Source organism: Flavobacterium sp. CG_23.5 (assembly GCF_017875765.1).
Classification (GTDB): domain Bacteria; phylum Bacteroidota; class Bacteroidia; order Flavobacteriales; family Flavobacteriaceae; genus Flavobacterium.
The window spans coordinates 1,906,070-1,920,450 of sequence record NZ_JAGGNA010000001.1; the positions used below are offsets into that span (position 1 = coordinate 1,906,070).

Genomic DNA, 14,381 nt, shown 5'->3' on the forward strand with positions numbered 1-14,381 from the left:
CGCTTATTATCCGAATGACAGATTGGTCAAGTATTAGAAATAAAAACCAAATGATCCTTTTACGGAAAAACGATTGGTATCCGGCGTGTTTAAATAACTGCCTCTCCAAGCCAAATCAATACGCAAAAATTTAAAAATGTTCCCAATTCCCGCTTGGTATTCCCAATATACGTTCTCAGGTGCATTATAGGCTAAGCCAGAAGCATTAATGGCTCTGTTCGCATCTGATATCGTTCCATATACTCCTCTTACCCCAATAATTTCCCTCCAATTGAGTTTTCTCATAAAAGGGATTCTAGAAAACAATCTCCCTTGAAAATTATGGTTCCATTGAAATGTAGCATATTGATCCGTAATAAACTCATAATAATTCAGGTTACTAAAGCTACTTTCGTTAGAGAAAAAAGTTTGATTTCCCGGAATAACGCTCATCAATCCCAAAGGAATTGTACCAAAGGTTTTCCCCACCTCAACAATGATGTTTGAACGCCCTAAAGGTCCTATTATGATGGGTTGCTTATAATAGAATTGGATTTTTTCGTATTTGAAATCACTATTGAATAGACCTTTAAAGCCGTGACTGAAATTGACAAAAACATCACTAAATGGACTGTCTACAATATCTCGTTCTACAGCAAATCCAATCGCTTTTCTTTTGGGCGTAAAATTGACCCGAAAATTAACTTCTGATTGTTTGACATCGCTTTTAGTAATCGTTTGGGCTGCATCCGTATAATAATCTAAACTAAATGTAGGTGAAGCAGATTCTAAGGTTCTATAGGAAAATCCGGTTTGAAAAGTTAAGTTTTTAATCGGTTCAACTTCTAAACCGAATGTACTTAAATTAATGTTTGTCAATTTACCATTATTCCCGGAAGCAAAAATCGTGGACGAAGCACTGCTCCTACCCAAGACATCCGATGATGTTGTTAAACTCGCGCCTATTTGTTCCACATCACGCCTGTTTCCTCCAGATAAAATAAGTCGGTTTTTCTTATCGACCATCCATTTTCCGGAAAATCCGTACTTGAATTTATCGTCTTTAAAACCATAGGCCGTATACCCTTGTAATCGCCAAGTATCACCAGTACCAAAATAAGTTCTTGCTCCAGTGCGCAATCGAACACCTTCTACTTCGTTGTATCCAAATGTCGAAAAAATAGGGCCATAATCCAGATTGCCAAACTGCACATAACCACTGGCAAGCACTTTTACTGAACTCGTTATTTGTTTGAACTTCTTGACGGTCTTCAACGTGTCCAGCATTTTATAAACTCCTAATTCATCTTTACTTAAATTTTCAAATCGGTTTTCATGCCAAAAATCATCTGTTTTTTCGTAAACTGATTTGTCAACATAATTGACCTCATCTTTATAAAAAGAGGCTGGTTTCTCCTTATTAAATTCATGGTGTCGATACAATGAAGTTCGCTTTCCGTAAAGCCCTTTTGATTTTTCTTTTTTGTTCAAAGCAAAGTCTGACATAATATAATCGCGAGTCAATAAAAAGACGGAATCATTTACCACATCAAATTCCTGCTCTAAATAAATGTCTTTTACCCAGTTGATATTGGCACTTTTGGTAACCGCCAGGTTAATTTTTTTGATTGCAAATGTGGTGTCATTTACCCAAAAATCCCCCTTGAAAGTCAGTTCATTTTTACGGCGAGGATAGAACACAATATTGTAACACCATTTTTTATTCACAAACGCACTGTCTCTTAACACGTAATTATAAACATCAATTCCAGTAGTAGATAAAGGACTTGTAAAACTTTTGTCAAAAAAAGTAAGGTGATTGTCATAGATATTATAATCCGAATACAAATCTTTAACAAAAGACAAAATTTGTTGATTCTCTTCAAAACCTGATGTTTTGTTAGCCTTCATCTTCTCTTTTACCTTCTTCAATTTATTATCGCCATACACATCATATAACGCTTCATTGATAAAAACAGGCAAATAGGTTTTTCCGGTGATTTTAGAGGTATCCACTTGATCGAAAATAAATTCCATGCCTTTAAAAAGCTTACCTTTCATAAAAGCACTATCAATAGTATTCATATCAAACTCTACCTTCTCATACTTTTCCATTTGGTATTGAGCAAATAAATTCAAACCATTTTTGCGCTTGTGCGCCCAAATCTCCCTAAGAATATCCAATGCAGGATTAGTTTTCTTTGAAGTTTTACCCGTAAAAATTACTACTTCTTTTAAGCTTTCGGCTTCGCTCAACACAATTTTGAAATTATAATTCACCGGTTTATCCAAAGTAACTTCCCTCTCTGAAAATCCTGCCGCAGATACAACTATTGTGGTATATGTTTTTGCCGATTCGATATAAAAACGACCGTCTTCATTGGTAACAATACCTTCGTACGAATCCTTGAAAACTACATTTGCAAAAGGAATAGGCAGATTTGTTTTATCGAGAACAATGCCGCTCACTTTTGTTTGCGCAAAAATGTCATTCGCAAAGACGAATAAAAAAAGCAGACTTAATATTAGGATTTTTTTCATAATTGTAAAAAAAAACTTCATCAAATTTTCTTATGATGAAGTTTCTTTAGTATTGTTATTGATTATTTGTACATTACTTTTTTTACCGCCTTTATAACATCGGCTGAATTTGGCAACCATTCTTTCAGTAATACTGGAGAGTAAGGCGCTGGCGTATCAGCCGTGGTGATTCTTTGAATTGGCGCATCAAGAAAATCAAAAGCACGTTCTTGAACGATGTATGCAATCTCCGATGAAACACTTGCAAAAGGCCAAGCCTCTTCAAGAATTACCAATCGATTTGTTTTCTTAACCGAAGTTAAAATCGTTTCATGATCCATAGGACGAACGGTTCTTAAATCGATAATCTCACAAGAAATTCCTTCTTTCGCTAATTCGTCGGCAGCAATATAAGCTTCTTTGATTATTTTTCCGAAAGACACAATCGTAACATCAGTTCCGGCACGTTTAATATCTGCAACACCAAGCGGTATTAAATATTCACCGTCTGGAACTTCTCCTTTGTCCCCATACATTTGCTCTGATTCCATGAAAATGACAGGATCATTATCGCGAATTGCAGCTTTCAAAAGTCCTTTGGCATCATAAACGTTAGAGGGAACCACAACTTTAAGACCTGGCGTATTCGCAAACCAGTTTTCTAAAGCTTGTGAGTGAGTCGCTCCTAATTGTCCTGCTGAAGCGGTTGGCCCACGAAAAACGATAGGCACATTAAATTGTCCACCAGTCATCTGACGCATTTTCGCCGCATTATTTATAATTTGATCAATTCCCACTAAACAGAAATTGAATGTCATATATTCTACAATTGGACGACACCCGTTCATCGCTGATCCTACTGCAATACCAGTAAAACCAAGCTCAGCGATTGGAGTATCAATAACTCTTTTTTCGCCAAATTCAGCAAGCATTCCTTTGGATGCTTTGTACGCACCATTATATTCAGCAACTTCTTCACCCATTAAGTATATGGACTCATCCAGACGCATTTCTTCACTCATCGCTTCGCAAATGGCCTCTCTAAATTGTATAGTTCTCATAGTTGTATATTGTACGTGTGTAATTTTCGAAAAGCAAAAATAAATATTTAAAATCACTTAAATGCATAAATCACTTTAAAATAATCACGAGCTATTTCCGGCTAACCGCTATATCTTCTTGCAGTCTAGTCCTAAAAAACTAGACTGCAAGAAGGATGCCGCTTTTATTCGGGCTACGAAATCGATGTAATACAGAAGAAATCCTTTTGTCAGTAATAATTACATTTGTTGAAGGGGCAAATCGAACGATTAAATTCCAGTTCATTTATTTTTTTTAACAATCCTTATCTTCACTAAAATAACTAAACGATTATCTACCAAAAGCTGTCTTCGTTAACCCAATAGCTAAATCTCGCTACCTAATTCCCGAAATCGTAATAGTTTAGGTAAAAAATATTATGCATGCATAGTATATATTCGAATTATTATTCTAATTTTGTAACAGCGATTAAGAAAATTAAATCTATAATTATGAAAATATTAGTTTGCATCAGTCACGTTCCTGATACTACTTCAAAAATCAACTTCATCAACGGAGACTCTGAATTTGATACAAATGGAGTACAATTTGTAATTAATCCAAATGATGAATTTGGTTTAACACGTGCTATTTGGTTCCAAGAACAACAAGGCGCAACAGTTACTGTTGTCAACGTTGGGGGACCAGAAACAGAACCAACTTTGAGAAAAGCATTAGCAATAGGCGCAAACGAAGCGATTCGTGTAAACGCAAATCCAAAAGACGGCTTTTTTGTTGCCAAGCAACTAGCTGAAGTAATAAAAAATGGCGGGTACGATGTTATCATCGCAGGAAAAGAATCTTTGGATTACAATGGCGGAATGGTTCCTGGAATGATTGCCGGTATTTTAGGTTATAACTTCTTGAATTCTTGTACTTCCCTAACGGTTGATGGTACCAATGTAAAAGCGGTTCGTGAAATTGACGGTGGAAAAGAAACAGTTGCTACCACTTTACCATTAATTATTGGTGGACAAAAAGGATTGGTTGAAGAGAAAGATTTGCGTATTCCAAATATGAGAGGAATTATGACTGCTCGAACTAAAGTCTTAACTATACTTGAGCCTGTAGATGCATCAACATCTACTAAAGCTATAAAATTTGAAAAACCGGCTCCTAGATCTGCAGTGAAATTAATTTCGTCTGACAATATAGATGAGTTAATCAATTTATTACACAACGAAGCGAAAGTAATCTAGTAATCAGTTTTCAGTCGCAGTTTTCAGTTGCAAAACTTTAAACCTTACACTTTTAAACTTTTAAACAAAAAAATCATGTCAATATTAATATACGCAGAGTACGCAGAAGGAAAATTCAAGAAAGTAGCTTTCGAATTGGCTTCATATGCAAAAAAAGTAGCGGAATCATTAGGAACAACGGTTACAGCAGTGACTGTAAATGCAGGAGATGTTTCAGAACTATCAAAATACGGAGTAGACAAAGTTTTAAAAGTAAACAACGATAAATTATCAGGATTTACTGCAAAAGCGTACGCTGATGTAATTAAACAAGCGGCTCAAAAAGAAAACATTAAATTAATTTTGTTATCATCAACTACTGATAGCGTTTACCTTTCCTCACTTGTTGCAGTAGCTTTAGAAGCTGGATTTGCTTCAAATGTGGTTGGTTTACCTGTAAGTACTTCTCCTTTTCAAGTAAAAAGAAACGCTTTTTCAAACAAAGCTTTTAATATCACTGAAATTGACACTGATGTAAAAGTGCTAGGACTTGCCAAAAATTCTTACGGTATTTTCGAAAGTGCATCTGCATTAACGGAAGAAGATTTCAATCCAACAATAGGAGAAAATGATTTTGGCGTAAAAGTAGAATCAGTTGAAAAAGTTAGTGGAAAAGTTACCATTGCCGATGCCGACATAGTTGTTTCAGCTGGTCGCGGATTAAAAGGTCCTGAGAATTGGGCAATGATAGAGGAATTAGCGTCTGTTCTTGGAGCTGCAACTGCTTGTTCTAAACCAGTTTCAGATCTAGGCTGGAGACCTCACGGAGAACACGTAGGGCAAACCGGAAAACCTGTTGCCGCTAATTTGTATATCGCCATTGGAGTTTCTGGAGCAATACAACATATTGCCGGAATCAATTCTTCCAAAGTAAAAGTAGTTATCAATAGTGACCCAGAAGCGCCTTTCTTCAAGGTTGCCGATTATGGAATTGTTGGTGATGCATTTGAAATCGTTCCCAAATTGATTGAGAAGCTTAAAGCATTCAAGGAGCACCATTCTTAATTTTAAGATTCCTTCACATAATAAATAGTAGCATATAGCTGCCTAAAATTAAGATATTCGTATCTTTGTTTTTAGGTAGCTTTTTTGTTAGCCTTTTTTTGATTAAAATTGCATTTTTAATTTTTATCAAAAAACAACACTAATTAGGTACCATGTACTTTTCACTTTTACAACCATGAGCTTAGTAAAATTATCTATAAAAGGAATTTCATATAGTCAAACTCAAAATGGAGCCTACGCTTTGATTTTGAATGAAGTTGATGGCGAAAGAAAGTTACCTATTGTCATAGGAGCTTTTGAAGCACAATCTATTGCTATCGCTTTAGAAAAAGAGATAAAACCACCACGTCCTTTGACGCATGATTTATTCAAAAATTTTGCTGAGCGTTTTGATATCACTATAAAACAAGTCATAATCCATAAGTTAGTAGATGGTGTTTTTTATTCCAGTATCATTTGCGAAAGAGATAAAATTGAGGAAATTATAGATGCTCGCACTTCTGATGCTATTGCGTTGGCTTTGCGTTTCAATGCTCCTATTTTCACCTACAAGAACATTCTCGACAAAGCTGGTATTTATTTGAAAGCAAACCCTTCGGATGCCAATAAAGATTCTCAAGAAATAGATGACGTGCTTTCTAATCCAGATACTTTTGGAAGAGAAGAAGAAAGCAATCAATCAGGCAGCACTTATTCCAAACATAGTTTACAGGAATTAAATGAGTTACTCGACCAAGCGGTAACGCACGAAGATTATGAAAAGGCAGCAAAAATAAGAGATGAAATTTCAAAAAGATAATCCTAAAAAGCATTAAGCTTTAGACTGTATGCTTAAGGCAAAATACAAACTTTGAATTACAGCTTATGGCATAAAGCGTAAAGCATAAAGCATAAAACAAATGAAGCAATATTTAGATTTAGTACAACACGTAATGGAAAACGGTTGTCAAAAAGGAGATCGAACAGGAACAGGTACAAAAAGTGTTTTTGGGTACCAAATGCGATTTGACTTAAGCGAAGGTTTTCCTATGGTAACCACTAAAAAATTGCATCTAAAATCTATAATCTATGAATTGCTATGGTTCTTGAAAGGCGACACAAATATTGCTTATCTTCAAGAAAATGGAGTGAAAATATGGGATGCTTGGGCTGATGCCAATGGCGACTTGGGTCCGGTTTACGGTCATCAATGGCGCAACTGGAACAGCGAAGAAATTGATCAAATTTCAGATCTCATTATTGAACTCAAAACGAATCCAAACAGCCGCAGAATGCTTGTTTCGGCTTGGAATCCATCTGTTTTGCCTGACACAACGAAATCATTTGATGAAAATGTAGCCAACAACAAAGCAGCTTTGCCTCCATGCCATGCTTTCTTTCAATTTTATGTATCTGATGGAAAACTATCCTGTCAATTATACCAACGAAGTGCCGATATTTTCTTGGGAGTACCATTCAACATCGCTTCTTATGCGCTTCTAACGATGATGATTGCACAAGTTTGCAACTTGGAAGTTGGAGAATTCATCCACACTTTCGGCGATGCACATATTTACAACAATCATTTCGAACAACTCGAATTACAATTATCACGAGAGCCAAAATCACTACCAAAAATGATTTTAAATCCAGCCATAAAAAATATTTTTGATTTTAATTTCGAAGATTTCACACTCGAAGGCTATGAACCACACGCCCTAATAAAAGGGAGTGTTGCTGTTTAAATTAGACTCAATCCTAAAATATTTAACCAAATAAAAATCCGCTTCACAGCGGATTTTATCTATTTATTTAGACCGTTAAAACACTGTTTTCTGCTCCGGCAAAATCATTCCACAAGAACGAATCTGCTTCTGGCTCATTAACGAATTCACCATCGATAACATATTTAAATTCATAAGTTGAATCCTTGTTCAAGTCGAAAGTAGCTTTAAAAGTTCCATTTTTTAATTTACTTAACGCACCTTCTTCTAAATTCCAACCATTAAAATCACCAACTACTGATGCTGATGCAGCTTGTTTTGCTTCTACCGAAAACGTAACTTTACACACTGGTTTTGTTTTCACAAATTGTTTCTTTATCGACATAACTATTTCATTTTTAGATTTATGTAACAAAGAAAATGAATTCACTTGAACTTTCAAAAAACCAAATGAAGTTTTGATGGAATCAGATAAAGTGTGTTAATTTTTAAATGATTTCCTAAATTTCTAAGATTTAATTTTGATATCCAAAATAAGAAAACGATTTCTTACTAAATAATACCCAACCAAAATATTACCTTTCCGAAATAAATTTTATCTTTATAAACTAAAAACTAACCATGGAAAAAGAAATACATGAACAATATGAATATGCTCGACGAAGAATAAAACAAAAAAAAGGCTTGTATTTTCATGCAGTTTTATTTCTTTTAGGAAGTCTATTTTTATTTATTGGCCATACTTTTTTTAATATTGGCATGGATTCAAATTGGCATCTTTGGTTCATTACAATCTGGTTTTTCCTTTTTATATTGCATTTTATAAAAGTTTATATAACCGACCGTTTTATGAGTAAAGATTGGGAAAGAGAACAAATAGACCGCCTCGTTGCCTTACAGCAAAAGAAGCTTACTCAATTAGAATCACAAATAAATGAAGAATCCGCTACATAAAATTTAAAAAAAATGATAGTAATGATTGCGGCAGCTGCCGAAAACAATGCGCTTGGAAAAAACAATGAATTGGTTTGGCATCTTCCAAATGATTTCAAAAGATTCAAAACACTAACTTCAGGCCATCATATCATAATGGGGAGAAAAACATTTGAAAGCTTTCCAAAACCATTGCCTAATCGCATTCATATTGTAATTTCCAGACAGGAAGATTACAAACCTGAAGGATGCATCGTTGTGGACAGCATGGAAAAAGCACTTGAAATCTGCCCTTTAAATGAAACTTCTTTTATTATTGGCGGTGGTGAAATTTATACTTTGGGACTTCCCTTTACAGATAAAATTGAATTAACAAGAGTGCATCACTCTTTTGACGCTGATGCGTTTTTCCCTGAAATAAATCTTGAAGAGTGGGAAAAAACAAATTCGGAATTTAATGAAAAAGATGAAAAACATCTTTACGATTATAGTTACGACACCTATTTAAGAAAATAAAAAACATCCCATTACGGGATGTTTTTTTTTGCAATGAAAAGAGAAATGACCTACTCTTGAAACAGTATTTGAAAACATAAAATAAAAATTACAAATATTAAAAATACTCCAGAAATGAAGATAATAATATTTGATGTCTTTTGAGAATACATCTCAAAAAAGCCTTTAATACCAAATACCACGAAGGTACTAAAGACAAAGAAAACCAAAATTTCCAAAAACAAATTTAATCCTAAGAACGTATGTTGCGCTTTTAACAAAGTACCAGTTTGTAAAAAGGTACTTTCAACACAGCTTACAAGAACAAATGAGATTGTTAACGCAAGAAAAAACCACTTTGTTTGAGTCATTAAACCCCTCTTAATCATTGCTGTAATTATTTAATACTAAATGGTAAAATTGACCTTTAAAAATCATTCTTACAATACCCACTTTTAGTGATATTTCAGTTTTTTTTTAATCAATATCTAAATCAGTAGCACTTTTCATCAAATAAAGTGTACTCAAATTTTGAAACCCATTTTTAGTTCGTATCGTTTGTATTATATTTGTGGAAATAAAAATAAAATGTCAAAAAATATTACTCCATATAAAAATTCGACCTTAGGAAAAAAGGAACAAGTTGCTCAAATGTTTGATACCATTTCCGGGAATTATGACAATCTAAACCGTGTCATCTCTTTTGGAATCGATATAAAATGGCGCAAAAAAGTATTGCAAATAGTAGCTAAATCCAATCCTAAAATAATTTTAGACATTGCAACAGGAACAGGAGATTTGGCTATTTTAATGGCCCAAACTAATGCCGAAAAAATCATCGGACTAGATATTTCTGCGGGAATGCTTGATGTGGGCAAAAAAAAGATTGCCGCTAAAAATCTATCTAAAACTATTGAAATGATTTTAGCGGATTCTGAAAACATGCCTTTTGAAGACAATTATTTTGATGCGATAACTGTTGCTTTTGGTGTTCGAAATTTTGAAACCTTAGAAAAAGGATTATCTGAAATTCTAAGAGTCTTAAAACCAAATGGGGTATTTGTAATTTTGGAAACCTCCGTTCCTGAAAAAACTCCTTATAAACAAGGGTATCATTTTTACAGTAAAAATATACTTCCTATAATAGGAAAATTATTTTCTAAAGATAACGTGGCGTACGGCTATTTATCAGAATCTTCAGCTGCCTTTCCTTATGGAGAAGCATTAAACAATATTTTGAGAAAAACGGGGTTTATAGATGTTATAGCTATGCCTCAAACATTTGGCGTGGCCACCATTTATTCTGCTTCAAAAAAATAGTACTGAAGATCATTTAGCTTTAACATGAAAAAAATAGTTTTCTTAATTTTCTTTGCCTTTACTCTGAACGGATATGCGCAGTTTACCAAAAACATGTTCAGTAAGGATCCAATTATTAATCTCGAAAATTTTCAGAATAAAAGACTTTATTTTGGCTATTTTTTAGGGTTCAATTCTTATGATTTCAAAATAGATTATAAAACTGTTGGTCCGGATATTCAGGTAAAAAAAACAACTGGTTTTAATGTGGGAATTGTTGGCGATTTAAAACTTCATGAATATATAAACTTACGGTTTGAACCCGGATTGTATTATACCAAAAGAGATTTATATTATCCGGGTTTTACTAAAACAGCAGATGCTATAAGAGAAGTTAACAGTACTTATATTCATTTTCCTTTATTATTGAAATTCTCTTCCCTACGAACTGGAAATATTCGCCCGTACCTTGAAGGCGGTCTTTCAACCACTTTAAATTTATCCAGTAATTCAAAATCGGTAGATGATAATTCAGCGCAGCGTTTTAGAGTTAAGCCTTGGACTACAAATTACGAACTGGGTTTTGGAATTGATCTTTTTTCACCATATTTTATATTTTCTCCTTCAATTCGCGGTGTTTTTGGGCTTAAAGACGAGTTAATTAGGGATAATGATCCTAATAGTCCGTGGACAAGCAATATTGAATCCATAAAAACCAGAGCCGTTTTTATCAATTTTACTTTCCATTAAAAACCATTATCATTTTTTTACTATCATCGACGAAATTCACTCAAAATAATAGCTGTAGCTGTAGCTACATTTAAACTTTCTGTTTTTTGGATGTCTCCAAAACGAGGAATCGTTATTCTTTTTTGAATTAATTGTTCCAATTGGGACGAAATTCCATTGGCTTCATTTCCCATGATGATAATTCCTTCCTGAGGCAAAGCGGATTTATAAATGTTTTCTCCATCCATAAAAGTCCCGAAAATCGGCAATTTTGTTTGAGCCAGAAAAGCATTCAAATCAATATAATTTACATTTACTCTGGTAATTGAACCCATTGTTGCCTGAACTACTTTTGGATTATAAATATCAACTGTTTCCTTAGTACACACTAACTGATTGATTCCAAACCAATCGCATAACCGCAATATTGTGCCTAAATTTCCCGGATCACGAATGGAATCAAGCCCAAGAATTAATCCTGATTCAATAATTTTTTTCTCCACTGGCATTTTAAAAACGGCCAGACAGGAGTTTGGAGTAGCTAATGCGCTAATTTTTTTCAGATCATTGTCATCAATAATCGTCTTTTTTAAATTTGAAACTTCGTCAAAATCATTTTGAGTTGAGTACAAATGCTCTAATTCAAAATTTGAATGAAGAAATTCTTGTATTACCTTTACCCCTTCGGCAAAAAATAATTTATTGCTATATCTATATTTTTTTTGCTGTAAACTCGTTATAAGTTTTATTTGGTTTTTACTAACCATAAAATAATGTACTTTTGAATTAAAATATTTATTACACTTGAAGAAGATTTCCACAAAAATAGCAGCATTTATTCTAATAGCAATATTTATTTGCGCCTGTAACGCTGTAAAAAGAGTTCCCCAAGGGAAATTACTTCTTACCAAAAATGAAATTAAGGTAAATGACAAGACTTCAAAAGAAGAAATCCTTTTCAACCAGCTTTACCAAAAACCGAATAGCACTTTTTTAGGGTATCGATTGCGTTTGAATTTATATAATTTGGCAAACCTAAATCCAGACTCCACCTATCAAGCCAAATTTACTAATAATCCAGGAAAATACGAACGGAAATCAAAATGGTTATCTTCAAAACAAGTGGACCGTCTTGGGAAGTCTTTTTGGTACCACGGAATCCATGATTTTTTAAAAAAGACTGGAGAACCTCCCGTAATTATTGACAAGACGAAAATTGATAAATCGATTTTGCGTTTGAAATATTACTATTTTAATACTGGTTTTTTTAATGTAAAAGCGAATTATACGATAGATACTTTGAGCGGTAAAAAAGCCAAAATAAAATACGCGATTATTACTCGTGAACCGTATTCATTGGACACCATAAAGACAACTATTAAAACTCCTGTTTTAGACTCTTTATATGAATCTATAAAATCTAACACTTTAATAAAATCTGGCAATCAATATAAAACAATAGATTTTGAAAATGAAAAAAATCGAATCACTACGCACTTTAGAAATAATGGTGTGTATTATTTTCAACCTAATTATGTAACTTTTGATATTGACACCATAAAAAAAGTAAATAAGGCAAATGTAAATTTAATTATCAATAATTATACGTATCAAGAGCAAGACTCGAGTAAAACAGAGCCTTTTAAAATGTATAAAATAAGTGATGTAAAAATTTACACGGATTATTCACCCACTAAGAAGTTAAATATAACGGACAGCACCACTTATAATAATTTTAATTTATACAGTCAGGAAAAGCTAAAATACAAACCGCGCGCCATTACTAATGCCATCTTTATCAATAAGGGAAATTTATTTGCCGACAACAAAACAGTTTTAACAACGCGGTATTTGAACAATCTTAAAATTTTTAATTACCCCTCCATTCAGTACGAAGTTGACACTAGAGACACTACGGCGCACTCATTAATTGCCAAAATATACCTGACACCGAGGAAAAAATATAGTTTTGGGACGACCTTAGATTTAACCCATTCTAACATTCAAGATGTTGGTATTGGATTGAGTGTTTCTGAAACGATTCGAAATGTTTTTAATGGTGCCGAAACTTTAGAAGTGGGCGCTCGAGGGAACATTGGTTCATCAAAAGATTTGGCAAACCCTAAAAATAATTTCTTCAATGTTTTAGAATACGGACTTGATTTAAAACTGAATATCCCAAGGATTTTCATGCCTTTTAGTACAGAGAAAATTATTCCTAAAAGTATGATTCCGTCAACGCTCGTCATTGCAGGATTTACAAAGCAGAGAAATATTGGTTTAGACAAGGAAAATTTTACCGGGGCTTTAACTTACAATTGGACACCTAAAAAAAACAACACAGCCCGTTTTGATTTATTCAACATACAATTTGTGCGAAATTTAAATCCACAAAATTATTTTAACGTTTACCAATCTTCTTATAAAGCATTAAATGAAATAGGACAAGCCTATAATACTACCAATTCTTATTTTGACAAAAATCGTGATTTAATTATTGAGGAAGGAACCGCTGGTTTTACCAATGACGTTTTAACAGGAACCGGAACTTTTACAAAACCAATAGAAAAAACAGATTTTGAAAGAGTGAGAAGTATTGAAGAGCGAAGAATTAGACTTAGCGAAAATGATCTTATTTTGGCGACCAGTTTTTCTTTTACAAAAACAACTAAAAAAGATCTGTTAGATAATAATTTTCATCTTTTTAGGACTAAAATTGAATCTGCAGGTACACTTTTATCAGTAGTAGAAAAAACTTTAAATCAACCTGTAAACTCAAATGGCAACCATGAATTATTCAATTTAGAATATTCAGAATATGTAAAAACAGAATTCGAATATATTAAACACTGGGATTTAACGAAAGAAAAAGTCTTTGCAGTCAGAACTTTTTTTGGTATTGCCATACCTTTTGGAAATTCAAACAACGTTCCTTTTTCACGAAGTTATTTTTCCGGCGGATCTAATGATAACAGAGCTTGGCAACCTTATGCTTTAGGACCGGGAAGCAGCGGTGCTATTGATGATTTCAACGAAGCAAATATGAAAATAGCCGTTAGTGGAGAATTTAGATTCAAAATTTTAGGCGGTTTAAAAGGAGCTCTTTTCGCTGATGCCGGAAACATATGGAATGTATTGGATAATGTGAAGGATGAAAAGTCAACTTTTACCAGTTTTAGTGATTTAAAAGATGCTGCACTAGGCACCGGCTTTGGAATAAGATATGATTTTAGTTTTTTTGTAATTCGTTTCGATTTAGGATTCAAGACTTATAATCCAGCGAATGAAAGTGGTAAAAAATGGTTTAACGAATACAATCTTGCCCACTCGGTTTTAAATTTTGGAATAAATTACCCGTTCTAATGCTAATTAATTCTTATTTTTGCAATCTAAAAACTAA

General features: G+C 33.6%; 13 protein-coding genes. 9 read left to right on the forward strand and 4 right to left on the reverse strand.

Annotation, left to right across the window (positions count from 1 at the left end; genetic code table 11):
* Positions 1-33: 33 nt before the first annotated feature.
* Together H4V97_RS08170 and H4V97_RS08175 are read right to left on the reverse strand one after the other, a co-directional pair.
* Positions 34-2,520, reverse strand: coding sequence for a DUF5686 and carboxypeptidase-like regulatory domain-containing protein (locus tag H4V97_RS08170; protein ID WP_209549436.1), 2,487 nt, complete (start codon positions 2,518-2,520; stop codon positions 34-36).
* Positions 2,521-2,582: 62 nt separating this feature from the next.
* Positions 2,583-3,584: a pyruvate dehydrogenase complex E1 component subunit beta gene (locus tag H4V97_RS08175; RefSeq protein WP_317196507.1), complete on the reverse strand. Its 1,002-nt coding sequence runs from the start codon at positions 3,582-3,584 to the stop codon at positions 2,583-2,585.
* A 447-nt stretch (positions 3,585-4,031) separates the two neighbouring features.
* Here H4V97_RS08175 and H4V97_RS08180 point away from each other — a divergent pair, with 447 nt between their 5' ends.
* From H4V97_RS08180 to H4V97_RS08195, 4 genes are all read left to right on the forward strand, one after another.
* Positions 4,032-4,778, forward strand: coding sequence for an electron transfer flavoprotein subunit beta/FixA family protein (locus H4V97_RS08180; RefSeq protein WP_196848966.1), 747 nt, complete (start codon positions 4,032-4,034; stop codon positions 4,776-4,778).
* 75 nt (positions 4,779-4,853) lie between these two features.
* Positions 4,854-5,822, forward strand: coding sequence for an electron transfer flavoprotein subunit alpha/FixB family protein (locus H4V97_RS08185; RefSeq protein WP_196848965.1), 969 nt, complete (start codon positions 4,854-4,856; stop codon positions 5,820-5,822).
* A 175-nt stretch (positions 5,823-5,997) separates the two neighbouring features.
* Positions 5,998-6,621: a bifunctional nuclease family protein gene (locus tag H4V97_RS08190; RefSeq protein WP_196848964.1), complete on the forward strand. Its 624-nt coding sequence runs from the start codon at positions 5,998-6,000 to the stop codon at positions 6,619-6,621.
* Between the two features lie 100 nt (positions 6,622-6,721).
* Entirely contained in the window at positions 6,722-7,546 is an 825-nt protein-coding gene (locus H4V97_RS08195; RefSeq protein WP_209549438.1) for a thymidylate synthase, read from the forward strand.
* A 67-nt stretch (positions 7,547-7,613) separates the two neighbouring features.
* Here H4V97_RS08195 and H4V97_RS08200 read toward each other — a convergent pair whose 3' ends face one another.
* Complete coding sequence (locus H4V97_RS08200) at positions 7,614-7,910, reverse strand: isoamylase early set domain-containing protein (protein WP_196848962.1); 297 nt, start codon at positions 7,908-7,910, stop codon at positions 7,614-7,616.
* A 236-nt stretch (positions 7,911-8,146) separates the two neighbouring features.
* On the opposite strand from H4V97_RS08200, the gene H4V97_RS08205 reads away from it, so the two are divergent.
* The 4 genes from H4V97_RS08205 to H4V97_RS08220 all read left to right on the forward strand — a co-directional run bounded on the left by H4V97_RS08205 (position 8,147) and on the right by H4V97_RS08220 (position 11,002).
* On the forward strand, positions 8,147-8,479 hold the full coding sequence (locus tag H4V97_RS08205) for a 2TM domain-containing protein (protein ID WP_196848961.1): 333 nt from the start codon (positions 8,147-8,149) through the stop codon (positions 8,477-8,479).
* A 12-nt stretch (positions 8,480-8,491) separates the two neighbouring features.
* Positions 8,492-8,974 carry a dihydrofolate reductase gene (locus H4V97_RS08210; protein ID WP_196848960.1) on the forward strand — a complete coding sequence of 161 codons (483 nt, stop codon included), beginning with the start codon at positions 8,492-8,494 and terminating at the stop codon, positions 8,972-8,974.
* Between the two features lie 567 nt (positions 8,975-9,541).
* Complete coding sequence (gene ubiE / locus H4V97_RS08215) at positions 9,542-10,273, forward strand: bifunctional demethylmenaquinone methyltransferase/2-methoxy-6-polyprenyl-1,4-benzoquinol methylase UbiE (RefSeq protein WP_196848959.1); 732 nt, start codon at positions 9,542-9,544, stop codon at positions 10,271-10,273.
* A gap of 24 nt (positions 10,274-10,297) precedes the next feature.
* Positions 10,298-11,002: a porin family protein gene (locus H4V97_RS08220; RefSeq protein WP_196848958.1), complete on the forward strand. Its 705-nt coding sequence runs from the start codon at positions 10,298-10,300 to the stop codon at positions 11,000-11,002.
* A gap of 23 nt (positions 11,003-11,025) precedes the next feature.
* Here the strand turns inward: H4V97_RS08220 and H4V97_RS08225 are convergent, their stop codons facing one another.
* On the reverse strand, positions 11,026-11,748 hold the full coding sequence (locus tag H4V97_RS08225) for a TrmH family RNA methyltransferase (protein ID WP_196848957.1): 723 nt from the start codon (positions 11,746-11,748) through the stop codon (positions 11,026-11,028).
* A 37-nt stretch (positions 11,749-11,785) separates the two neighbouring features.
* On the opposite strand from H4V97_RS08225, the gene H4V97_RS08230 reads away from it, so the two are divergent.
* Positions 11,786-14,344, forward strand: coding sequence for a BamA/TamA family outer membrane protein (locus tag H4V97_RS08230; RefSeq protein WP_196848956.1), 2,559 nt, complete (start codon positions 11,786-11,788; stop codon positions 14,342-14,344).
* Positions 14,345-14,381: the final 37 nt, after the last annotated feature.